The sequence below is a fragment of the Spongiibacter sp. genome (assembly GCF_041602295.1).
Classification (GTDB): domain Bacteria; phylum Pseudomonadota; class Gammaproteobacteria; order Pseudomonadales; family Spongiibacteraceae; genus Spongiibacter.
This window is the reverse complement of record NZ_JBFIGO010000017.1, coordinates 1-20,680: the sequence shown is the minus strand read 5'-3', so window position 1 is coordinate 20,680 and position 20,680 is coordinate 1. Positions and strand designations below refer to the sequence as shown.

The window sequence follows — 20,680 nt, the reverse complement described above, 5'->3', positions numbered from 1 at the left end:
ATGGCCGACTACTGGATAGCCCCTTCAATTCTTTCTGCAGACTTCGCCCGCCTCGGTGAAGAGGTCGATACCGTGCTTGAAGCCGGTGCCGATATTGTCCACTTCGATGTAATGGATAATCACTATGTGCCGAACCTCACAATCGGCCCCATGGTGTGCAAGGCGCTGCGCAATCACGGTGTGAAGGCGCCCATCGATGTGCACCTGATGGTGTCGCCGGTCGACAGGCTGATCGGCGACTTTGCCGAGGCCGGGGCCAGCATTATTACCTTTCACCCCGATGCCACCACCCATGTCGATCGCAGTCTGCAGATGATTCGCGATGCCGGTTGCAAGGCGGGGCTGGTGCTCAACCCGGCGGTGGGCCCGGAAGTGCTGAAGTACGTGATGGATAAGCTGGATATGGTGCTGCTGATGTCGGTGAACCCCGGCTTTGGCGGCCAGAAGTTTATTCCGGCTACTATCGACAAGGTGCGCGAAGTGCGGGCGCTGATTGATGCCTCTGGCCACGATATTCGCCTGGAAGTCGACGGGGGTATTTCGGCGAAGAATATTGCGGAAATTGCCGCCGCCGGCGCCGATACCTTTGTGGCGGGATCGGCGATATTTAACAGCGACGATTACACCGCGGTGATCGATCGCATGCGCAGTGAGCTGGCCAGCGTATGAGGCTGCAGGCGCTGCTCGGTGATGCGCCACTGCAGGCCATTTTGTTTGACCTCGATGGCACCCTGGTGGATTCCGTACCGGATTTGGCGGCGGCGATGGATGCCGCCCTGCAGCACTGCGGCTTGCCGGTCGCGGGCGAGGAGCGGGTGCGCAGTTGGGTGGGCAATGGCGCCGTCAAATTAGTGGCGCGCGCGCTGGACTGGGCCGTGGAAACCGAGGTGGCACAAGTGCAGTCCGCTCAGCAGCAGTTGTTGCTGGAGGCGTTTTATCGCGCCTATGCTGAAGACAGTAGCTCGCGCAGCCGCTTGTTCGATGGGGTGCTAGAAGCCCTGCAATACTGGCGGGACGCTGGCGTGAAAATGGCCTGCGTCACTAATAAGCCAGAGCGTTTTACCCATCCCATTTTGGCGGAGTTTGGTCTGCAAGCGCTGCTGCCGGTGGTGGTTGGTGGCGATACTTTAGCGCAGCGCAAGCCCGACCCCGCGCCACTGCGCTTGGCCTGTGAGCGCCTAGGGGTGGCCGTGGAAAACGCGGTGATGGTGGGGGATTCCTGCAATGATATCGACGCTGCCCACGCCCTGGGCATGCCCGCCGCCTGTGTCAGCTACGGTTATAACCACGGCGCGCCGATTGCCGATGCCGGCGCAGACTTGCTGGTCGATGTGTTTTCGGCGCTGCGCTAAGCCCCGGGCTTGATATAGGCGTGGCGCCGGCACTGGGCCTGCCAGGCCAGTGTCATGCACTCGCACGCCGGGGTCAGCATATCGGCCTGAATATTATTCAGGCGCATTAATCGCTGCGCCAGTGCCTCTTCACTTTCCAGCTGACCGCTGTGGTCAATATGCTGCACGTTAATTGCCTGCTGATGTCGCAGGTAGTGGGCGACGAGCAAGCTGCGGTGGCAGGTGGCGGGGTCTTTTTCTGCACACATCAGCGCAATGCGCAGCGACTTCTGCCGGCCGCTCAACACCCGCTGTATACCCTGCTGAAACAGTGGCGCCTGCTGCAGGCGGTCAAATTGCACCTGGCCGCGGGCGTCGTAGTGAGCGGGGTCTTTGGAGCGCGGACCCAGCTCCTCGCCGAGATACACATAGTGAATGCCCGCGGCGCGCAGGCTGGCAGCCAGCGGCTCGCGATGGTAGTCGTGAAAGGCCTTGCTGTAGGGCACCGAGCGCACATCCGCCACAGCGTCGATGCGGTGGTTGCGCAGCTGGCGCAGAAACTCCGCCAGCGGTTTGGTGGCATAGCCGATGGAAAATAACTCAGTCATAAATTTTGTCGCGCCGCTGCGCCCGGCGCGTTAGCGCTTTGGCGTCGAGCCCAGGGCGGGCCGCAGCGGCGTTCGTGTGGCGTTAATTGGCGGCTAACAGGAAGTTGCGTATCAGCTCCTTGCCGCCTTCAGTGGCGAAGGACTCCGGGTGAAACTGAATGCCGTAGATCGGATAGTCGCGGTGTTGGATGCCCATGATCTCGACGTTCGCCTGGCGAATTTGGCTGGGGTCATTAAAGGCGTTGTCGGGAATGTCGCCGACCAGTGCGGTGAGCTGCAGGCACTCGGGTAGCGATGCTGGTTCGGCGACCAGCGAGTGATAGCGCATCACCTCCAGCTGGTCGGGAACATTGTTAAACATGCCCTGGCTGTTATGGGTAATGGGGCTGATTTTGCCGTGCATGGGCAGCGGCGCCTTGACGATCTTGCCGCCAAAAACGTGAACAATGCCCTGCATGCCCAGGCAGACACCCAGCAGGGGCGTGGTTTTGCCGAGCTCGGCAATGACCTGGGCGCAGACCCCGAAATAGCGTTCGTCGTCGGGCGAGCCGGGGCCGGGCGAGACGATGATGCGGTCGGGCGCCATCGCCTTGATGTCGGCCAGGCTGAGCGCGTCGTTGCGTTTGACGACAATGTTGAAATCCGGCACTGCGCCGCGGCTTTTCTCCGTGGTGAGGATTTCACCGATGTATTGGTAGAGGTTGTAGGTAAAGGAGTCGTAGTTGTCGATGATTAATACTTTCACGACGCGGCTCCTTCAGTGCTGTCGCTGACCATAAATTTATCGAGGACTTTTTTCGTGCCGGCGAACTTGCGACGAATTTCTTCGTATTCATCGTCGGGGTTGGAGTCGTAGACATTGCCACCGCAGGTCTGCACATAGGCCTGTTCGCCGTTGGCAAAGACCGTGCGGATGGGAATGGCAAAAGTGCAGTCGCCGTTGAAGGAAAAGTGGCCAACCGCGCCGCCATAGGGGCCGCGGCCGTCGCACTCCAGATCGTTAATGATTTTCATCGCCTCGATTTTCGGCGCACCGGTTAGCGTGCCGGCGGGGAAGTTGCTGGGCAGTGCCGAGAACATGTCCTCGCCCTCGGCGATAATGCCGACGATCTCGCTGGAGATATGTTGTACGTGGCTGAAGCGCTTAATGTCCATCAGGCTGCGCACTTTTACCGTGCCGAACTGGGCAACCCGGCCGATGTCGTTGCGGTGCAGGTCGACAATCATATTGTGTTCGGCAATTTCTTTGGGGTCGTTAAGCAGTGCGCGGGCCAGTGCGGTGTCTTCCTGGAGGTCAGCGCCACGGCGGGTGGTGCCGGCCAGTGGGAAGGTTTCCATCTCGCCCTGACGCAGGCGGAACAGCAGTTCGGGGCTGGCGCCAATCAGCTTTTGCTGGCCGAATTTGACGTAGTACATCTGCGGGGAAGGGTTGATTTCGCGCATTTCCTCATAGATGTTGATGGTGTCGCCTTCCAGGCGGAAGCGCTTCTTAAAGCCGACCTCGGTCTGGAAAATTTTGCCGTCGATAATGTCTTGTTTTACCTTTAGCACGGCGGCGCGGTGGTCTTCGCGACTCATGCTCTCGCCGGTGGCGTAGACTTTCAGCGGACCATTGGTGACATCGTCGGCGGCCAGCAGCGCTTCGATTTCGGGCAGGCGGCTGTGGTGATAGTAGAAATAGATCAGCTCGCCGGTCATCTTGTCGAGGATAAGGCCATCCTTGAACAGGCCGAAGCGGAAGGCGTCGAACATATCGCTGGATTGAATGTTCAAACTGGGCTCGAAGTAGTTCATGGCATCGTAGCCCAGGTAGCCAGTCAGGCCGCCGGCGTATTTTCTGGAAATGATGTCCTGGGGCACGATGTCGCGCAGCAGTTGATAGGGGTTGTCACTGGGGTAGTGGGCCACGCTGCCGTCGCGCTCTTCGATGGTGAGCGTGTTGCCGTTGGCATAGAGCAATTGCTCGGGGTCGAAGCCGATGATGGAGTGGCGGGCCATATGGCTGTCTTCGCCCAGCGACTCGAGATAAAAGCAATTGTCATAGCGCCGTTCGATTTTTTTGAACAGCTTAAAAAAATCGCAGTCGGCACTAATGGTGATGTAATTCGGCTTGCGGGGTAGTTGCAGGCGCGGCGGTAGCTGGCTCATAAAACTCGGTCTTTATAGCGGTGAATGTTGTTTGCGCGCACGTGAACCCCGGGTAACGGTGGCGATGCCCACGCCCAGTTGCTCGGCAATCTGGCGTTGCGGCAGGCCGGCGTCGAGGAGTTTGAAAATCTGCAGGCGCTTGCAAACTTCCGTCAGCTCAGAGGGCGTTAGTAAATCCCCCATTTTTTGGGCCAGCTCATCGGTGGTCGTTGCGGCGAGCAAATGCTCCAGCAGTTCCTGCTGGTATTGCTGCTCTTGATTCTTGTGCTCTGTACTCATGTACTAGTACACTATCACAAATACTGCTGGGGTCAACAGTAAAGTGCTTGTCGAGGTATTTTACCCGGGATGTTTTCACTCTCGGCCTTGCGTACAATGCCGGGCGGATAAGTCGGTTGGGCAATGGGTGCGCGAGGTCGTGTGGCGGTGCTGAGAGTGGGAGTGCGCAATGTTGTTGATGATCGATAATTACGACTCCTTCACCTATAACGTCGTGCGCTATTTTGCTGAACTGGGTGCCGAGGTGGTGGTGCGCCACAGCGATGAGATTAGCGTCGACGACATCGGCGCCATGGCGCCCAGTCATTTAGTGGTGTCGCCGGGCCCCTGTACGCCGAATGAGGCGGGCGTCTCAATGGCGGCGATTGCGGCCTTTGCCGGCGAATTGCCAATATTGGGGGTGTGTCTGGGCCACCAGAGTATCGGCCAGGTGTATGGCGGCAATATTGTGCGTGCCCGCCGGGTGATGCACGGTAAGACCTCGCTGATTTACCACCGCGATGGCGGTGTATTTGCCGGTTTGCGCAAACCTTTTACGGCGACCCGTTATCACTCACTGGTGATTGACCGGGATAGTTTGCCTGACTGTTTGGAAGTGACGGCGTGGACGGTCGATGAGCGCGGCGAGATCGATGAAATTATGGGCGTGCGTCATCGCGAGCTGGATGTGGAGGGAGTGCAGTTTCACCCCGAGTCGATTCTCAGCGAGCAGGGCCATGAATTGTTGAAGAATTTTTTGGAGCGTAAGGCATGAGTGACATCGTGGACATCAAGGGCGCGCTGGCGCGGGTGGTCAAGCGGCTGGACCTGACGACCGAGGAAATGGCGGCAGTGATGCGCGACATTATGACTGGTCAGTGCAGCGACGCGCAGATCGGCGGCTTTTTGATCGGCCTGCGGATGAAGAGCGAAAGCCTGGATGAAATCGAGGGCGCAGCCAGCGTTATGCGCGAATTGGCTACGCCGGTGGATATCAGTGGTGTGGACAATGCGGTAGACATTGTCGGCACCGGTGGCGACGGTGCCAACCTGTTCAATGTGTCCTCAGCCAGCAGCTTTGTGGTGGCGGCGGCGGGGGGCTATGTGGCCAAGCACGGTAATCGCTCGGTGTCTTCCAATAGCGGCAGTGCCGACTTGCTGGAGCGCGCCGGTATTGAGCTGGATTTGAGCCCCGAGCAAATTGCCCGCTGTATTCGCGAGGTGGGTGTCGGCTTTATGTTCGCCGTCAACCACCACAGCGCCATGCGCCACGCCATTGGGCCGCGCCGCGATCTCGCTCAGCGAACGATTTTCAATATTCTCGGCCCGCTTACCAACCCGGCCGGCGTCAAGCGCTTGCTGCTAGGGGTCTTCGCAGCTGAACTCTGTCGGCCGCTGGCCGAGGTGCTAAAGCGCCTTGGCGCCGAGCATGTGATGGTGGTGCACTCTGGCGACGGTCTGGACGAAATCAGTTTGGCGGCAGCGACCCAGGTGGCCGAGCTGAAAGATGGCGAGATCCGCGAGTATCAGCTGCGACCTGAAGATGTCGGTATTAGCAGTCAGAGCCTGATCGGATTGGATGTGGCGGGCAGCGAGGCCTCGCTGGCATTGATTCGCAATGCCCTGGGTAGGCGCGACAGTGAGGCCGGGCAAAAGGCGGCCGATATGATTGCCTTGAACGCCGGTGCCGCGCTCTATGTCGCCGGGATTACCAAGGACTTGCAGGCCGGCGTCGCACTCGCCGAAGACGTGATCCACGGTGGCCGGGCATTAGAGAAAATGCAGGAACTGGCTGCCTTTACACAGGGTTTATCACAATGAGCACGCCCACGGTTCTCACCCGTATTATCGACCGCAAGCACCAGGAGGTCGCCGAGCGCTCAGCGCAGCGGCCGCTGGCGGTGTTGCGCGAAGAAATAGCGCAGGCCTCGGCGCCGCGCGGCTTTGTCGATGCCATGGCGGCCAAGCTGGCCGCCGGTCAATCGGCGGTTATTGCGGAAATTAAAAAGGCGTCGCCGTCAAAGGGGGTCATTCGCGAGGACTTCCACCCCGCCGACATTGCGCGCAGCTACGAGGAGGGTGGTGCCGCCTGCCTGTCGGTACTGACCGATGCAGATTTTTTTCAGGGCAGCGAGGCGTATTTACAGGAAGCGCGGGCGGCTTGCGGCCTGCCGGTCATCCGCAAGGATTTTATTGTCGACCCCTATCAGGTCTATGAGGCGCGGGCTATTGGCGCCGACTGTATCTTGCTGATTGTGGCGGCGCTGGACGATGAGCGCATGGCGCAGTTGAATACTCTGGCCATTGAGCTGGGTATGGATGTATTGATTGAAGTGCACAATGCCGCCGAGCTGCAGCGCGCGCTGCCACTGGGTAATCGCCTGATTGGCATTAATAACCGCAATCTGCACAATTTCGAAACCAGCCTAGATAACACCTTCTCGCTACTCGAGCAGATTGGCAGCGAGCAGATTGTGGTAACCGAGAGCGGCATACACAGCGCCGCAGACGTTGCCGCGATGCGCGACCATGGCGTGGATGCCTTTTTGGTAGGCGAGGCGTTTATGCGCGCCGAGCAGCCGGGCCAGCGTTTGGCGGAATTGTTTACGAAGTAATTTCGCTTTGGTGGGGTCTGCGGCCGCGCTATTGCGGCCGCTGCAGGCCGTGGTTTTCAGCGGGTGCCGTAGACCACCATGGTTTTGCCTTTGACGTGTACCAGGCCCTGTTCTTCCAAGGTCTTGAGTACGCGGCCAACCATCTCCCGTGAACAGCCGACGATGCGGCCGATTTCCTGGCGGGTAATTTTGATCTGCATACCGTCGGGGTGGGTCATCGCATCGGGTTGTTTGCACAGATCCAGCAGGGTGCGCGCCACGCGGCCGGTAACATCCAGAAAGGCCAGGTCGCCGACTTTGCGCGTTGTCAGGCGCAGGCGTTTGGCCATTTGCTTGCCCAGCGCCAGCAGAATGTCGGGGTATTGATCCCGCAGTTCGCGAAACTTGCTGTAGCTGATTTCGGCGATTTCACAATCGGTGCGGCTTTTTACCCAGGCGCTGCGGGTGGGCGGAATGTCTTCGTCGAAAACCCCCATTTCACCGAAAAAGTCGCCCTTGTTGAGATAGGCGACAATCATTTCGCGGCCGTCGTCGTCCTCAATAATCACGGTGACTGAGCCATCGATGATGTAGTACAGCGCGTCGCTGTTGTCGCCGGCGTAAATCAGCGTGCTTTTACTGGGGTGACGCCGCCGATGACAGTGCGCGAGGAAGTCGTCGAGCTTGGGGATTTCGGGTTTCGGTGCCTGGAACACGTGGCGACTCTCTTGGTTGGATAGCAGTTAATGTATAGATTTATTTTATCAGTATTAGTATGCCGCGCTTTGCTGACAATGGCGAGCCTGTATAAGAGGCCTATGATAAGCTTGGCGAATTTCTGTGAATCGTATTGGGGTAATGATGAAAGCGACGGTGAAATGGGTTGACGGCGCCATGTTTCTCGGGGAGTCCGGTAGTGGCCACAGTGTGGTAATGGATGGTCCTGAAGACCACGGCGGCCGCAATATGGGGGTGCGGCCAATGGAAATGTTGCTGCTCGGCATGGGGGGCTGTGCGTCCTTTGACGTGATGAGCATGCTGAAAAAATCCCGCCAAGATGTCGTTGATTGCCGATGTGAGCTGGAAGCCGAGCGGGCTGATGCGGTACCCGCCGTGTTTGAGAAGATTCGACTGCATTTTGTTGTCAGCGGGCGAAAATTGAAGGAAAGTCATGTGAAGCGCGCGGTGGAGTTGTCGGCGGAGAAGTATTGCTCGGCGTCAATCATGATGGAGAAAGCCGGTGTTGAGATTAGTCACAGCTACGAGATGCTAGAAGTGGAGTAAATCATGCAGAGACCGAAACCCCATGCCGGCCTGCGTCATCTGGCGTTATTTGTCGAGAACTTTGACGAAACACTGCGTTTTTACATCGAATTGCTGGGTATGTCGGTGGAGTGGCAGCCGGACGAGGACAATTACTATTTGTGTTCGGGCTGCGACAATCTGGCCTTGCACCGCTATCGCGGCCAGCCTCGTCAGCCGGCGGCTCAGCGTCTCGATCACCTCGGTTTTATACTGCGCAGCCCCGAAGAAGTGGATGAGTGGCATGCTTTTTTGGCGGCCAATGGTGTGGCCATCAAGGCGGCGCCGAAAACTCACCGCGATGGAGCGCGCAGCTTTTACTGTTTAGACCCCGACGGCAATCTGCTGCAGATGATCTACCACCCGCCGATTGCTGGCGCCTATTAGTGAGTTAAAGATAATAGGTGCTGCGGGTCATGACCGTCGATAGTAGGGTCATGGCTGTTTTCACCGGTTTGGGAAATACCTTGCCGCCGGCGTCGATCGCGGCTGTTGCGTGGGCGGCCTCATCTTCCAGCATTTGTTGCAGAATGGCGCGAGACTTGTCATCGCCGGCGGGCAGTGATTGTAGGTGGCTGCGCAGGTGTTCACAGACTTGATCTTCGGTGGCGGCGACAAAGCCAAGACTGATTTTGTCACTAATGGCCCCGGCAGCGGCGCCGATGGCAAAGGACCCTGCGTAAAAAAGTGGGTTTAATAAGCTGGTGTGGCTGCCCAGTTCCCGTAGGCGCTGCTCACACCATGCCAGGTGATCAATTTCCTCGTCGGCGGCGTGACTCATCGCCTGCTTGATCTCGGCGCGGCGTGCGGTCAGCGCCTGTCCTTGGTAGAGCGCCTGGGCACAGACTTCGCCGGTGTGATTGATGCGCATTAAGCCGGCGGTGTGGCGGCGTTGCTCGTCGCTATCGAGACGCTCCTTGCAGTCGGTTGCGGGGTTGCTGCGCTGTGCTGTGGCACTGCCGCGGATTAGCGTTTTTAAGCTGCGGTCGGCGCCGACTAGCAGCTGATCCAGGGCGGAAAAAGTTCGGCTCATAATGTCCTCCGGGTTCCGCTATTGTACGCCAAAGTTAGCGCTTTTGGTGATGGTAGCCCGTCCAGCGTTGAATGGACTCGGCCAGTTCCCATAGGCGGATCGGTTTTACCAGGTGAAGATCCATGCCGGCCTGCAGATAACTGTTGCGCTGTTCGTCGAGAGCATTGGCGGTTAGCCCGAAAATGGGCGTGCGCTCGCGGTCCTCTTCCTGCTCAAATTGGCGTATCCGTCGCGCCGCTTCAATGCCGTCCATAATGGGCATCTCAATGTCCAAAATGACCAGGTCGTAGTGGCCGCGGATAAAGTAATTGAGCGCTTGTTGGCCGTTTTCCGCGTGCTGGACAGTGATGCCGAGACTTTTCAGCATCCTTTCAAGTACCAGGGCATTGCTGGCGTTGTCTTCGGCGATGAGGCAAAACAGCGACGAATAACCGAGTGAGTCGCTGCTGTATTGGTCTATCTGGTGGCCGCGGGCGGCATAGTGGGACTCGCCCAGTAGCGCGCTGCGCAGGGCAATATTGCCCAGTGGCTTACTGAGTACCCGCTGTATGCACGCTTTCTGCAAGGCTTCGCGGCTATAGGAAATGTTGGCGTGGGCCAATATGAATATACAGGGCCGGTCGGCGCTGTTGCCGAATTCGTCGCAGATGCGCTGGGCGAGTAGCAGGCCATTTTCACTTTGGCGGTGGTCGATGAGCACATAGTCGATATTCGCGTGGATTAGCCTTTGGTTGCGTAATATGGCTAGTGCGGAGTGCTCGTTATTCGCGGTAAAGGCATTCACTCCCCAGGGCGCGCACTGTTTGCTCACTACGGTGCAGAAGGTGGTATTGCTGTCGACGATCAGCAGGCGTTTGTTGTTGAGCAGTTCGCTGTCGCTTTCCTGTTCACGGGGGGCGTTTATCGCGCCCAGTTGTATGGTCATCGACAAATTGTGGATATTTCGGCTGCTGCTGTTGCGCACGCTGACCTGGCCCTGCATCAGCGCCACCAGCCGGGCGATAATGGCGAAGCGCGTGTTCATGGTGGTATCGCTCAACTCATGTTTTTGTAGTTGTAGCGCTTGCCGCTCGTCACTGCTAAAGGCGCTGCCGTGATGGGAGACGTCTAGCTGAAGGTGGCCGGGTCGCGGTGAGGCCGAAGAAATTTTGAGCAGGATGTAGCCGCCGTCGCTGTGTTCAAAGGCGCTATTCATACTGTGTATCAACAGCTGGCGAACACGCGATGGGTCGCCGAGAAGTTGGCTGGGTAGTTCGTTGGCGATGTCGCTAATGAGTTCAAGGTCGTGCTCGGCCGCCATATTGCGAAAGCCTGATAGTGCATCGCTGACCAGTTCGGGTAAGGAAATTAACTGACTGCTTAGTTCGATGTCGTTTTCACTGAAGCGCACGGCTTGGCCGGCTTCCTCCAGCAGTTGCAGCAATTCGTGACTGGAGCGCTGCAAGCTGCGCAAATAGTCTTCCTGGCTGGCGGTCAGTCGGGTTTCCTGCAATAACTCAGTGACGCCGAGGATGGCGCTAATCGGCGTGCGTATATCGTGGGTTACGCGCGCGAGTACGTCGCCTTTGGCGCGGTTGACCTCGCCGACAACAGCAATGCGTTGCGCGTCCTCGTGCTGGCGGGTCCAGCGTTTGCGGCTGCGCACGACTAGCAGTGTACCGTTGGTAATGGCGGTGATAGCGGCGACGAGCGTCAACAGCAAGTTCATGTCGTAGATATCGATGCCGCCGAGTGCGTAGCTCAGTTGGCCGAGCAGGCACATTGCCAAGGTCAAGCTCTTGGCCAGCAGGTAATAACATAGTAGGCGACTGTAGCTGACGAAGTAGCCGTTGAGACCGGCACAGAGGGTGGCGGCTATCGTCAGCGCGGCGGCAACCCCGAACAAGGGGCTGCTGAAGCGGCCTGCGCTAGCCAGGCCGATCAGCAGAATGATAAACAGTAGTCCAAGCAAGCCGCGCAATACCGCGGGCCAATAGTTGGGACGCTGGGTGGCATAGATGGGGAAGCCCAGCGCGAAGATGACTTCGCTGGCTAAAATACCAATGGCGCAGACTAGCATAGTGGCCCCATCCCAGGGGGGCAGCATACCGTGAGCCTTGCCCAGATAGCCCCATCCCATTAGCAGGGACAGCATAATCAATGAGCAAAAAATGGCTTGGTTGGCGAACAGCAGCTCGCGGTATACCCAGCAGGCGATAATACAATAGGCGGTCATTACGCTGAGTACGCCCAGCATGAAAAAATTGCTGACGTTGTGACGGCTGTTTTCTTGCAGTATTGCGATGTCGCTAAACAACTGCACTGACACCCGGTGTTCGCGGGGCGTGTTAATTTGCAGGAAGAGGTTAAGCTGACTGCCCGGGGGGACGGTTACGCGGAACATTTGCTGGGGGCGCAACAGTTTTTCTGGCGGCAGCATCGGCGTTAGAAGGGCGGCGGTTGCCTTACCTTCCGGCTGTCTAAATACGGCGATATCTCCCAGGTGGGCTGGGCGTATCTCCAGTACTCTGCGGATAGTCTGGTCGCTGGGGTTGTTGAGGTGAAAGCGCAGCCAGTAGCGTTTTACATCGCGGTTTAATAGCAGGTCGCCGTTTTCTAGTGGCCGGAAGTTACGCTGCAGCTGATTGCTCAGTACGTCTTCAATGTGCCATTGGCCGGGCAAATCCTCTAGGATTTCCCCGTGTTGGCTCAAGTCTATGCGTGCCTGCTGGGCGTCGAGAAACAGTGGCGCCGCGGCGGCTTGGCCGCTGAAGACGCCGCTGAATATGACGATTAGGCTGTAAAACAGCAGCCGTAGATCAGCGCTGGTCGCGCCGGGCATCCTGCACATAGGTCTCCGCTTATTCGCGTGCGATAGCCCGGTAGGCGATATCGCGGCGGTAAAAGGCGCCCTGCCACTGTATTTGCCCCGCTAGCTGGTAGGCAAGTGCTTGAGCGTCACTGACTTTGTCGCCCATGGCCGTTGCGCAGAGTACGCGGCCGCCATTGGTGAGCAGTTTGTCGTCTTGTAACTTGGTGCCGGCGTGGAACACTTTGCTGCTACTGGTTTCAGCGGGAATACCACTGATTTCGTCGCCCTTATTATAGCTGTTCGGATAGCCGCCTGCGGCGAGAACAACACCTACCGCTGGGCGCGGGTCCCAATTGGCGGTGGTCTTGGCCAGCTCGCCGTTCAGCGCCGCCTGACACAGCGCAACCAGGTCTGACTGCAGGCGCAGCATGATTGGCTGTGTTTCGGGATCGCCAAAGCGGCAGTTGTACTCGATCACCTTGGGCTCGCCCTCGGGGCTAATCATCAGTCCCGCATAGAGAAAGCCGGTGTAGCGGTTGCCTTCCTCGGCCATGCCGCGCACGGTGGGCCAAATGACTTCATCCATGATGCGCTGGTGCACTTCGCTGGTAACCACCGGTGCCGGGGAGTAGGCGCCCATGCCGCCGGTGTTGGGGCCGGTGTCGCCGTCGCCCACGCGTTTGTGATCTTGGCTAGTGGCCATGGGCAGCACGTTGTCGCCGTCGACCATCACGATGAAGCTGGCCTCTTCGCCCTGCAGAAACTCCTCGATGACGACGCGGCAGCCGGCGTCGCCAAAGGCGTTGCCCGACAGCATGTCGCGCACGGCGTCCTCGGCTTGCTGGAGGGTTTCCGCGACAATCACACCCTTGCCGGCGGCCAGACCGTCGGCTTTAACAACGATAGGCGCACCCTGTTCGCGAAGATAAGCCAGTGCCGGCTCCAGTTCGGTAAAGTTGCCGTAGGCGGCGGTGGGGATGTTGTGGCGCGCGAGGAAATCCTTGGTGAAGGCCTTGGAGCCCTCCAGCTGGGCGGCGCCTTTACTGGGGCCGAAGCAGGGCAGCTTGCGCTGCTGGAAAAAATCGACGACGCCATCTACCAGTGGCGCCTCGGGGCCGACAATGGTTAAGCCGACATCGTTGTTTTCGGCAAAGTCAGCCAGCGCGGCAAAATCGCCTACCGCGATGTCGACGTTTTGCAGTTTGTCGTCCAGTGCGGTGCCGGCGTTGCCGGGGGCGACAAACACCGTGTCCACCTGGGGGGATTGCGCGGCTTTCCAGGCCAGGGCGTGTTCGCGACCGCCATTACCAATAATCAGTACGTTCATTACTCTGTCCTTTGTTCTTGCTAGGGTCTGTGGCCGCGAAGGCTTGTTAGATCGGTGCGCGCACTAGCCTGTACAGCACAGGCCAGTGCGTCAAGGCGCCTAGTGGCGGAAATGGCGCATGCCGGTAAACACCATTGCCATGTCGTGCTCGTCGGCGGCGGCGATGACTTCATCGTCGCGGATTGAACCGCCGGGCTGGATAATACAGCTGATACCGACGGATGCCGCGTTGTCGATGCCATCGCGGAAGGGGAAGAAGGCGTCGGAGGCCATCACCGCGCCGGCGACTTGCAAACCGGCGTGTTCGGCCTTGATGGCGGCGATACGCGCGGAGTTGATGCGACTCATCTGTCCTGCGCCGACGCCGATAGTCTGGCGACCTTTCGCGTAGACAATGGCATTGGATTTGACGAACTTGGCGACTTTCCAGGCAAAGATGAGGTCGTTGATTTCATCTTCGGTAGGTTGGCGTTTGCTGACGACCTTCAGGTCTGCGGCGGTAATCATGCCGAGGTCTCGGTCTTGAACCAGCAGGCCGCCGTTGACGCGTTTGTAGTCAAAGGCCGCTTGCGACTGGTCCCATGCGCCACAGGTCAGCAGGCGGACATTCTTTTTGGCGGCGACAATCGCGCGCGCCTCATCGCTGACACTGGGGGCGATGATAACTTCGACAAATTGACGGTCGCAAATCGCCTTGGCAGTGGTGGCATCCAGCTCGCGGTTAAAGGCGATGATGCCGCCAAAGGCCGATTCGGGGTCGGTGGCGAAAGCCAGGTCGTAGGCCTCGCCAATGCCGTTCAGTGACACCGCTACGCCGCAGGGGTTGGCGTGTTTAACGATGACACAGGCTGGCTTGGTGAAGCTTTTTACGCACTCCAGTGCCGCGTCGGTGTCGGCGATGTTGTTGTAGGATAATTCCTTGCCCTGCAGCTGGGTGGCGGTGGCAATACAGGCTTCGCTGGGGTGGCGTTCGACATAGAATGCAGAATCCTGATGCGGGTTTTCGCCGTAGCGCATTTCCTGGGCCTTGTGGAACTGGCTGTTGAAGGTGCGCGGGAATTTGTCACTGCCACCGGGAACCAGGCGGCCAAAATAGTTGGCGATGGCGCCATCGTAGGCGGCGGTGTGCTCATAGGCTTTGATTGCCAAGTCAAAACGTGTGCTGTGCAAGGTGGCGCCGTTGTTGGCACGCATTTCCTCGAGCACGGTATCGTAGTCAGAGGCGTTGACCACTATGGCGACATCGCGGTGGTTTTTGGCTGCTGCGCGAACCATGGTTGGGCCACCGATATCGATGTTTTCGATGGCGTCTTCCAGGCTGCAGTCAGGCTTGGCAACGGTCGCTTCGAAGGGGTAGAGGTTGACGACCACCATGTCGATGGCATCGATGCCGTGTTCGGCCATCACTTGGTCATCGGTGCCGCGGCGACCGAGGATGCCACCGTGGACTTTGGGGTGCAGCGTCTTGACGCGGCCGTCCATCATTTCCGGGAAGCCGGTGTAATCGGCAACCTCGGTGACGCTGATGCCATTATCCTGCAGCAGGCGATAGGTGCCGCCGGTAGACAGTAGCTCGACACCCATGTCGGTGAGCTGGCGGCCAAAGTCGACGATGCCTGATTTGTCGGATACGCTGATAAGCGCGCGTTTAACGGGGCGTGATGGCGTCTCGGTAGTCATCCGGGCGGTGTTCCTCTCGGTGCAAAGGGCAGATTTAAAGCAGATCGTATTGCTTGAGTTTTTTGCGCAGCGTGCCGCGGTTCAGTCCCAGCATCTGTGATGCGCGGGTCTGATTGTTACGGGTGTATTTCATGACTTCCTCGAGCAGCGGCGCTTCTACTTCTGACAGCACCATATTATAGACGTCGCTGACGTCCTGGCCGTCGAGGTTGGAAAAGTAGTTATTCAGGGCAATGGCCACGCTGTCGCGCAGGGTTTTGGCCTGAGAGATGTCGTCGGCGGGAGCGCTGCTGACTGGGCTGCTCTCGGCAGCGCTAAGGGGGCTAAGGTTCATGCTGCTGCATCCTGTAATTTGTCGCTGTGCTGTTCAAAGAAAACTTGTACAGCATCTAGTTGTGCATTGGCGTCTTCCAGTCGATTGAACTGTCGACGAAAGTCCGCGTTATCGAAGTTCTGCAAATACCATGCGCAATGTTTGCGCGCGATACGCAGGCCCTGTTGTTCACCGTAGAAACGGTGTAATGCCTTGAGGTGCGCGATCATCACGTCGCGCATTTCACCGGCGCTGATCGGGGCGCAGTGGCGCCCCTCCAGTCCGGCATTGATTTCCCTAAACAGCCAGGGGCGTCCCTGGGCTGCGCGGCCGATCATTACGCCGTCTGCACCGGTTTTTGCCAATACGGCTGCGGCCTTACTGGCGCTATCAATATCGCCATTGGCCAGCACCGGTATGGCAACGGCGTGCTTGATCGCCGCTATGCTGTCGTACTCAGCCTCGCCGTTAAAACGACAGGCGCGGGTGCGGCCGTGGACGGCCAGTGCCGCGATGCCGCAATCTTCGGCAAGGCGCGCAATGGCAACACCATTGCGCTGCTCCGGTGACCAACCGGTGCGGATCTTTAGGGTTACTGGCACCGACACCGCAGCGGTCACCGCCTGCAGAATGGCTTCTACCAGGGCGGGGTCGCGCAACAGCGCCGAGCCGGCGGCCCGTTTACACACTTTCTTGGCGGGGCAGCCCATGTTGATGTCGATGATGTCGGCGCCCATGTCGGCGCAGCGACTGGCGGCATCGGCCATCATTGACGGGTCCGCACCGGCGATCTGCACCGAGCGCAGTGCGCCTTCGTCCTTGGCAAGGCGCAGATGGCTCTTGCGCGTGTGCCACAGTTCGCTGTTGCTGATCAGCATTTCCGAGACGGTCAAGCCGGCACCAAATTGCAGGCACAGCTGGCGGAATGGCAGATCGGTAATACCCGCCATCGGCGCTAATACAGCGCGAGCGGGGAGCTTGTGAGGACCAATCCGGATCATCGCCATGCCCCGTTAAAGGAGTGACCGTGGGAAAACAGGGCAGCTATTCTACTTGTTAGAATTTGCTTTCGGTAGTCTTGCGCTCAGAAAATAACCAGTGTATCGGGGCGGTTTAAGGATGGCTGAACAGCTCGAGTTGATAGTTGACCGCCTGGGCGCCCGGGTCGACGATTTCCAGGGCAATATGCACGGGCTGTTGGCTGTGCAGCTGTGACAGGGCGTTGAGCTCGCCGGCGAGGTACTCACTGGGCTGGAACAGGCGGCTGGCGATCTCTGTGCCGTAAATGTCGCTAAAGCGCAGTCGCAATTGGGGAAAGCCTTGGCTGTTGGGGCTGCGATTGAGCAAAATTGCGTCGACGATCAGGGCGTCACTAACCTCGGGGTGGCGGCGAACGATCAGCTTCTGACTGACGATGTCGCCGCTGTTGACGACGGCTTCGGGGGCGTCGTGGGTGGCGCAGGCGGTGACGGTGGCGCAGAGTCTGTGCAGGGCGTCGCGCAAGGAGCTATTCAGCGGTGCCTCGTTGAGGAGCCAGTCGCGTTGCCAGTGGGCCAGTTGGCCAAGCAGTAGGAGCGCCGCCAGGATGTTGAGCAGCACCCAGGGCCAGCGACTCCGCGGTTGTGGTTGGTGGTAGTCAAAGCCGTGATCGGCGGTGCTCAGGCCAGCTAGCAGTGTCTGACTGTGGTGCGGCTCGGTGTCGGGCTCCTCGGCTGTTGCGGGCGAGTCGCCGATGGCCGATTGGCGCTCGTTAAGCTGCAGTCGCTGCTCGCTGCTAAGTTGTGGCAGGGCGTTGAAGACTTGCTGGCAGACGCCACAGCGCAGCAGGCCCTCGGCCTGCGCCAGTTGTGGGAGTTGGCAGCGAAAGTGCGTTTCACAGGCGGGGCAGATGACGCTGTCTATCGTTTGCTGGGCGGCGGTAGGTTTATCGTTGGGCATAGCTATACAAACGCCTGAGCAGTGGACCGGGCCTGGAGGTTTCCGGGCAAGAGTATAGAGTCAAGTTGCGGCCGCGCGCTACTCGGCGGCTTGCTTGTTGCGCTGGCCGCTGATGCGCAGCCACTCCTCGCGCTGCACCGCTTGCAGTGCGCTAAACCACTGACCGTAGTGTTCGCAGAGCTGTTGGCCCTGGCTGTCGAGGATGCCCGAGAGGCAGATCGGTGCTCCTGGAGGCAGGCATGCCGCCAGTTTCGGGGCCAGGGTCATCAGGGGGCCGGCGAGAATGTTGGCAAGCAGTAGGTCGCCGTGCAAGGTGTCGGGTAGTTCGTCTGGCAAATAGCAGCGCAGTCGCTCTGGGGCGATATGATTGCGTTCGGCATTTTCGCGGGTTGCCTGTAAGGCTTGTGGGTCGGTGTCGACAGCGATCATGTTTTTAGCGCCCAGTAGCAGTGCGGCGATGCCGAGAATGCCCGAGCCGCAGCCGTAGTCGATGACGGTTTTGTCTGCCAGTGGCTGACTGTCCAGCCAATTTAGGCACAGCCAGGTGGTGGGGTGGGTGCCGGTGCCAAAGGCCAGGCCCGGGTCGAGCAGCAGGTTGACCGCCTGCGGGTCAACGGGTTCGCGCCAGCTCGGGCAAATCCACAGTCGTTCACCGCACTGCAGAGGCTGGTAGCTGTCCATCCATTCGCGAATCCAGTCGCGGTCTTCCAGGATCTCTATGCGGTGGGGGGGGAGTTCGCCAGCGATGGCGTGGAGTTGGGCGAGCACTGCAACCATGTCGCTGTCGGCTGGGAACATGCCGGTGACGCGGGTGTGCTGCCATACCGGTGTTTCGCCAATCGGCGGCTCAAAGAGAGGCTGGTCGGCATTGTCTTCCATGGTTACCGAGGCGGCGCCGCAGTCGAGCAGAGCGTCTTCTAGGGTTGTGGCGGATTCGGGGTTGGCGTCGAGGCGAATTTGTAACCAGCTCATGAGGGCCTGCTAGAGATTGGGCGGATTGAATTAAAAAAGGGGCCTGTTGGCCCCTTTGCGAAACGGCTAGTCTGAAAGTAAATCAGATTTTCAGTTTCTTTTCGAGGTAGTGGATGCTTACGCCACCCTCTTTAAAAGCGCTGTCGCGAACCAAGTCGCGGTGCAGCTCGGTGTTGGTACGGATGCCGTCGACGACCAGTTCGTCCAGTGCGGTGCGCATGCGGTTCAACGCTGACTTGCGGTCGTCACCCCAGGTGATGATCTTGGCGATCATTGAATCGTAGTGCGGCGGCACGGTGTAGCCGCTGTACAGGTGCGAATCGACGCGCACACCCAAACCGCCGGGGGCGTGGAAGTGCTTGATCTTACCGGGGCAGGGCATGAAGGTTTTGGGGTCTTCGGCATTGATACGGCACTCGAAGGCGTGGCCTTTTACCTTGATGTCTTCTTGGCGCAGGCTCAGCGGCTCGCCGCCGGCAATTTTCAGCTGGTCCTTGATCAGGTCAATGCCGGTGACCATTTCGCTGACCGGGTGCTCGACCTGAATGCGGGTGTTCATCTCGATAAAGAAGAATTGACCGTTTTCATAAAGAAACTCAAAGGTGCCTGCGCCGCGGTAGTTAATGGTTTTGCAGGCCTCAACGCAAGACATGGCGACTTGGTTGCGCACGTCGTCGGGAATGCCGGGTGCCGGGGCTTCTTCCAGTACCTTTTGGTGGCGGCGCTGCAGGGAGCAGTCGCGGTCGCCGAGGTGAATGGCGTTGCCCTGGCCGTCGGCCAATACCTGGATTTCCACATGGCGGGGATTTTCCAAGAATTTTTCGATATAGACGGTGTCGTCGCCAAAGGCCGCTTTGGCCTCGGATTGTGTGACGTAAACGGCATTGAGCAGGGCGGCTTCGCTGTGCACCACGCGCATACCGCGACCGCCACCACCAGCGGCGGCCTTGATGATCACCGGGTAGCCGATTTTGCGGGCCACGGCCAGCGTGCGGTCATTGTCTTGGCCAATAGGGCCGTCGGAGCCCGGTACGGTGGGTACGCCGGCCTTTTTCATCGCTTGAATGGCTGAGACCTTGTCTCCCATCATGCGGATGGTGTCGGCCTGAGGGCCGATGAAGGTGAAGCCGCTTTTCTCGACTTGCTCGGCAAAATCGGCATTTTCTGCCAAAAAGCCATAGCCTGGGTGGATGGCGACGGCGTCGGTCACTTCGGCTGCGCTGATGATGGCGGGGATATTCAAGTAGCTCTGTGGCGACGCTGCGGGGCCAATGCATACCGACTCGTCGGCCAGCCTCACGTGCATCAGGTCGCGGTCGGCGACAGAGTGCACGGCTACGGTTTTAATGCCCAGCTCTTTACAGGCGCGCAAAATGCGCAGCGCGATTTCGCCGCGGTTGGCGATAACGACTTTCTTAAGCATGTGCTGTCCTCTGTTCAGTGATCGTGTGATTGCGTTAGCAGGGAATGCCGGCTTACACGATGGTGATCAGAGGTTGGTCGAATTCCACGGGCTGGGCATCGTCTATCAAAATGGCTTCGACCACGCCGGATTTATCCGCTTCAATTTGGTTCATCATCTTCATCGCTTCGACAATGCAGACGACGTCGCCGGCTTTAACATGTTGGCCAACTTCCACAAAAGACGGCGAGCCCGGTGACGGCGAGCGGTAGAAGGTGCCGACCATGGGGGACTTGACCACGTGGCCGTTGATTTGGGGTTCGCTGTCAGCGGCGCTGGGTGCCGCGCTGGGTGCGGCGGCCGGCGCTGGCGCGGCAGCGGGAACCGGTTGGTTAATATACTGGGGCGCAGCCATTTGCACCGCGCCGCTATTGCGGCTGATGCGCACGGATTCTTCGCCTTCTTTGATCTCCAGCTCGTCGATGTTGGATTCTTCGAGTAGTTCGATCAGTTTTTTTACTTTTCTGATGTCCATAGTCATTCTCTTTATTGGATTGCAGTGAGATGGTCAGTCCTTGAGCTGCGCCATTGCGGCCTGCAACGCCAGCAGGTAGCCCTGGGCGCCGAGACCGCAGATCACGCCGCGGGCTATATCGGAGAAGTAGGAGTGCTGACGGAAGGCTTCACGGGCGTGAACATTCGACAGATGTACTTCTATAAAAGGGATGTCGACACCGAGTAGGGCGTCGCGCAGCGCCACGCTGCTGTGGGTGAAGGCAGCGGGGTTAAAAATAATGAAATTGATACCCTCGGGGCGCGCCAGGTGGATGCGTTCGATGAGCTCGACTTCAGAGTTGCTCTGCAGGCTCTGCAGGTGGTGGCCGGCTTCCAGTGCCGCTTGCTGCAGCTGCTGGTCGATATCGGCGAGGCCTTGATGGCCATAAACCTCCGGCTCTCGGGTGCCGAGGAGATTGAGGTTGGGG

General features: G+C 58.8%; 23 protein-coding genes. 7 read left to right on the top strand and 16 right to left on the bottom strand.

What is annotated here, in order from left to right; translation table 11 throughout:
- Together rpe and ABYM29_RS05115 are read left to right on the top strand one after the other, a co-directional pair.
- Positions 1 to 669, top strand: coding sequence for a ribulose-phosphate 3-epimerase (gene rpe, locus ABYM29_RS05120; RefSeq protein WP_372862953.1), 669 nt, complete (start codon positions 1 to 3; stop codon positions 667 to 669).
- Positions 666 to 1,352 carry a phosphoglycolate phosphatase gene (locus ABYM29_RS05115; RefSeq protein WP_372862950.1) on the top strand — a complete coding sequence of 229 codons (687 nt, stop codon included), beginning with the start codon at positions 666 to 668 and terminating at the stop codon, positions 1,350 to 1,352. The genes rpe and ABYM29_RS05115 overlap by 4 nt, the downstream gene beginning before the upstream one ends.
- Here ABYM29_RS05115 and ABYM29_RS05110 read toward each other — a convergent pair.
- The 4 genes from ABYM29_RS05110 to ABYM29_RS05095 all read right to left on the bottom strand — a co-directional run bounded on the left by ABYM29_RS05110 (position 1,349) and on the right by ABYM29_RS05095 (position 4,366).
- Positions 1,349 to 1,939 carry a DUF488 family protein gene (locus ABYM29_RS05110; RefSeq protein ID WP_372862947.1) on the bottom strand — a complete coding sequence of 197 codons (591 nt, stop codon included), beginning with the start codon at positions 1,937 to 1,939 and terminating at the stop codon, positions 1,349 to 1,351. The genes ABYM29_RS05115 and ABYM29_RS05110 overlap by 4 nt on opposite strands.
- An 82-nt stretch (positions 1,940 to 2,021) precedes the next feature.
- Positions 2,022 to 2,684: an aminodeoxychorismate/anthranilate synthase component II gene (locus ABYM29_RS05105; RefSeq protein WP_372862944.1), complete on the bottom strand. Its 663-nt coding sequence runs from the start codon at positions 2,682 to 2,684 to the stop codon at positions 2,022 to 2,024.
- Positions 2,681 to 4,087, bottom strand: a complete 1,407-nt coding sequence (locus ABYM29_RS05100) for an anthranilate synthase component I family protein (RefSeq protein WP_372862942.1) — start codon at positions 4,085 to 4,087, stop codon at positions 2,681 to 2,683. Before ABYM29_RS05100 ends, ABYM29_RS05105 begins: the two co-directional genes overlap by 4 nt.
- 12 nt (positions 4,088 to 4,099) lie before the next feature.
- Positions 4,100 to 4,366 carry a Trp family transcriptional regulator gene (locus ABYM29_RS05095; protein ID WP_372862939.1) on the bottom strand — a complete coding sequence of 89 codons (267 nt, stop codon included), beginning with the start codon at positions 4,364 to 4,366 and terminating at the stop codon, positions 4,100 to 4,102.
- Between the two features lie 169 nt (positions 4,367 to 4,535).
- On the opposite strand from ABYM29_RS05095, the gene ABYM29_RS05090 reads away from it, so the two are divergent.
- From ABYM29_RS05090 to trpC, 3 genes are read left to right on the top strand one after another with little or no spacing between them, the layout of a single operon-like run.
- On the top strand, positions 4,536 to 5,120 hold the full coding sequence (locus ABYM29_RS05090; protein WP_372862936.1) for an aminodeoxychorismate/anthranilate synthase component II: 585 nt from the start codon (positions 4,536 to 4,538) through the stop codon (positions 5,118 to 5,120).
- 8 nt (positions 5,121 to 5,128) lie between these two features.
- Positions 5,129 to 6,166: an anthranilate phosphoribosyltransferase gene (gene trpD, locus ABYM29_RS05085; protein WP_372862998.1), complete on the top strand. Its 1,038-nt coding sequence runs from the start codon at positions 5,129 to 5,131 to the stop codon at positions 6,164 to 6,166.
- Positions 6,163 to 6,960, top strand: a complete 798-nt coding sequence (gene trpC / locus ABYM29_RS05080; RefSeq protein ID WP_372862933.1) for an indole-3-glycerol phosphate synthase TrpC — start codon at positions 6,163 to 6,165, stop codon at positions 6,958 to 6,960. The genes trpD and trpC overlap by 4 nt, the downstream gene beginning before the upstream one ends.
- 56 nt (positions 6,961 to 7,016) lie before the next feature.
- On the opposite strand, the gene crp is transcribed toward trpC, so the two are convergent.
- The gene (crp, locus tag ABYM29_RS05075) at positions 7,017 to 7,655 is read right to left on the bottom strand and encodes a cAMP-activated global transcriptional regulator CRP (protein ID WP_372862930.1); all 639 of its coding nucleotides are present in this window, start codon (positions 7,653 to 7,655) and stop codon (positions 7,017 to 7,019) included.
- Positions 7,656 to 7,800: 145 nt separating this feature from the next.
- On the opposite strand from crp, the gene ABYM29_RS05070 reads away from it, so the two are divergent.
- Together ABYM29_RS05070 and ABYM29_RS05065 are read left to right on the top strand one after the other, a co-directional pair.
- Positions 7,801 to 8,223 carry an OsmC family protein gene (locus ABYM29_RS05070; protein ID WP_372862995.1) on the top strand — a complete coding sequence of 141 codons (423 nt, stop codon included), beginning with the start codon at positions 7,801 to 7,803 and terminating at the stop codon, positions 8,221 to 8,223.
- A gap of 3 nt (positions 8,224 to 8,226) precedes the next feature.
- Positions 8,227 to 8,628 (top strand): VOC family protein, encoded by a 402-nt coding sequence (locus tag ABYM29_RS05065; protein ID WP_372862927.1) that lies wholly within the window; start codon positions 8,227 to 8,229, stop codon positions 8,626 to 8,628.
- A 4-nt stretch (positions 8,629 to 8,632) separates the two neighbouring features.
- Here the strand turns inward: ABYM29_RS05065 and coq7 are convergent, their stop codons facing one another.
- The 11 genes from coq7 to aroQ all read right to left on the bottom strand — a co-directional run.
- On the bottom strand, positions 8,633 to 9,274 hold the full coding sequence (gene coq7 / locus ABYM29_RS05060; RefSeq protein WP_372862925.1) for a 2-polyprenyl-3-methyl-6-methoxy-1,4-benzoquinone monooxygenase: 642 nt from the start codon (positions 9,272 to 9,274) through the stop codon (positions 8,633 to 8,635).
- A 34-nt stretch (positions 9,275 to 9,308) separates the two neighbouring features.
- The gene (locus tag ABYM29_RS05055) at positions 9,309 to 12,104 is read right to left on the bottom strand and encodes a response regulator (RefSeq protein ID WP_372862921.1); all 2,796 of its coding nucleotides are present in this window, start codon (positions 12,102 to 12,104) and stop codon (positions 9,309 to 9,311) included.
- A 10-nt stretch (positions 12,105 to 12,114) separates the two neighbouring features.
- Positions 12,115 to 13,392, bottom strand: a complete 1,278-nt coding sequence (purD, locus tag ABYM29_RS05050; RefSeq protein ID WP_372862919.1) for a phosphoribosylamine--glycine ligase — start codon at positions 13,390 to 13,392, stop codon at positions 12,115 to 12,117.
- Positions 13,393 to 13,491: 99 nt separating this feature from the next.
- Positions 13,492 to 15,072: a bifunctional phosphoribosylaminoimidazolecarboxamide formyltransferase/IMP cyclohydrolase gene (gene purH / locus ABYM29_RS05045; RefSeq protein WP_372862917.1), complete on the bottom strand. Its 1,581-nt coding sequence runs from the start codon at positions 15,070 to 15,072 to the stop codon at positions 13,492 to 13,494.
- Between the two features lie 34 nt (positions 15,073 to 15,106).
- Entirely contained in the window at positions 15,107 to 15,406 is a 300-nt protein-coding gene (gene fis, locus ABYM29_RS05040) for a DNA-binding transcriptional regulator Fis (protein ID WP_372862915.1), read from the bottom strand.
- On the bottom strand, positions 15,403 to 16,392 hold the full coding sequence (gene dusB, locus ABYM29_RS05035; RefSeq protein WP_372862912.1) for a tRNA dihydrouridine synthase DusB: 990 nt from the start codon (positions 16,390 to 16,392) through the stop codon (positions 15,403 to 15,405). The genes fis and dusB overlap by 4 nt, the downstream gene beginning before the upstream one ends.
- 106 nt (positions 16,393 to 16,498) lie before the next feature.
- The gene (locus ABYM29_RS05030; RefSeq protein ID WP_372862909.1) at positions 16,499 to 17,323 is read right to left on the bottom strand and encodes a zinc-ribbon and DUF3426 domain-containing protein; all 825 of its coding nucleotides are present in this window, start codon (positions 17,321 to 17,323) and stop codon (positions 16,499 to 16,501) included.
- Between the two features lie 78 nt (positions 17,324 to 17,401).
- Entirely contained in the window at positions 17,402 to 18,295 is an 894-nt protein-coding gene (gene prmA, locus ABYM29_RS05025) for a 50S ribosomal protein L11 methyltransferase (RefSeq protein ID WP_372862906.1), read from the bottom strand.
- Between the two features lie 82 nt (positions 18,296 to 18,377).
- Entirely contained in the window at positions 18,378 to 19,718 is a 1,341-nt protein-coding gene (gene accC, locus ABYM29_RS05020; protein WP_372862904.1) for an acetyl-CoA carboxylase biotin carboxylase subunit, read from the bottom strand.
- Positions 19,719 to 19,770: 52 nt separating this feature from the next.
- Positions 19,771 to 20,232, bottom strand: coding sequence for an acetyl-CoA carboxylase biotin carboxyl carrier protein (accB, locus tag ABYM29_RS05015; RefSeq protein ID WP_372862902.1), 462 nt, complete (start codon positions 20,230 to 20,232; stop codon positions 19,771 to 19,773).
- A gap of 33 nt (positions 20,233 to 20,265) precedes the next feature.
- A partial coding sequence (gene aroQ, locus ABYM29_RS05010) for a type II 3-dehydroquinate dehydratase (protein WP_372862899.1) occupies positions 20,266 to 20,680 on the bottom strand: 415 nt, incomplete at its 5' end.

What these genes read in the sequence shown, in the direction of transcription:
- rpe (WP_372862953.1), top strand. Translation starts at nt 1, where the DNA reads ATGGCCGACTACTGGATAGCCCCTTCAATTCTTTCTGCAGACTTCGCC.
- ABYM29_RS05115 (WP_372862950.1), top strand. Translation starts at nt 666, where the DNA reads ATGAGGCTGCAGGCGCTGCTCGGTGATGCGCCACTGCAGGCCATTTTG.
- ABYM29_RS05110 (WP_372862947.1), bottom strand. Translation starts at nt 1,939, where the DNA reads ATGACTGAGTTATTTTCCATCGGCTATGCCACCAAACCGCTGGCGGAG.
- ABYM29_RS05100 (WP_372862942.1), bottom strand. Translation starts at nt 4,087, where the DNA reads ATGAGCCAGCTACCGCCGCGCCTGCAACTACCCCGCAAGCCGAATTAC.
- ABYM29_RS05095 (WP_372862939.1), bottom strand. Translation starts at nt 4,366, where the DNA reads ATGAGTACAGAGCACAAGAATCAAGAGCAGCAATACCAGCAGGAACTG.
- ABYM29_RS05090 (WP_372862936.1), top strand. Translation starts at nt 4,536, where the DNA reads ATGTTGTTGATGATCGATAATTACGACTCCTTCACCTATAACGTCGTG.
- trpC (WP_372862933.1), top strand. Translation starts at nt 6,163, where the DNA reads ATGAGCACGCCCACGGTTCTCACCCGTATTATCGACCGCAAGCACCAG.
- ABYM29_RS05070 (WP_372862995.1), top strand. Translation starts at nt 7,801, where the DNA reads ATGAAAGCGACGGTGAAATGGGTTGACGGCGCCATGTTTCTCGGGGAG.
- ABYM29_RS05065 (WP_372862927.1), top strand. Translation starts at nt 8,227, where the DNA reads ATGCAGAGACCGAAACCCCATGCCGGCCTGCGTCATCTGGCGTTATTT.
- coq7 (WP_372862925.1), bottom strand. Translation starts at nt 9,274, where the DNA reads ATGAGCCGAACTTTTTCCGCCCTGGATCAGCTGCTAGTCGGCGCCGAC.
- ABYM29_RS05055 (WP_372862921.1), bottom strand. Translation starts at nt 12,104, where the DNA reads ATGTGCAGGATGCCCGGCGCGACCAGCGCTGATCTACGGCTGCTGTTT.
- purD (WP_372862919.1), bottom strand. Translation starts at nt 13,392, where the DNA reads ATGAACGTACTGATTATTGGTAATGGCGGTCGCGAACACGCCCTGGCC.
- purH (WP_372862917.1), bottom strand. Translation starts at nt 15,072, where the DNA reads ATGACTACCGAGACGCCATCACGCCCCGTTAAACGCGCGCTTATCAGC.
- fis (WP_372862915.1), bottom strand. Translation starts at nt 15,406, where the DNA reads ATGAACCTTAGCCCCCTTAGCGCTGCCGAGAGCAGCCCAGTCAGCAGC.
- dusB (WP_372862912.1), bottom strand. Translation starts at nt 16,392, where the DNA reads ATGGCGATGATCCGGATTGGTCCTCACAAGCTCCCCGCTCGCGCTGTA.
- ABYM29_RS05030 (WP_372862909.1), bottom strand. Translation starts at nt 17,323, where the DNA reads ATGCCCAACGATAAACCTACCGCCGCCCAGCAAACGATAGACAGCGTC.
- prmA (WP_372862906.1), bottom strand. Translation starts at nt 18,295, where the DNA reads ATGAGCTGGTTACAAATTCGCCTCGACGCCAACCCCGAATCCGCCACA.
- accC (WP_372862904.1), bottom strand. Translation starts at nt 19,718, where the DNA reads ATGCTTAAGAAAGTCGTTATCGCCAACCGCGGCGAAATCGCGCTGCGC.
- accB (WP_372862902.1), bottom strand. Translation starts at nt 20,232, where the DNA reads ATGGACATCAGAAAAGTAAAAAAACTGATCGAACTACTCGAAGAATCC.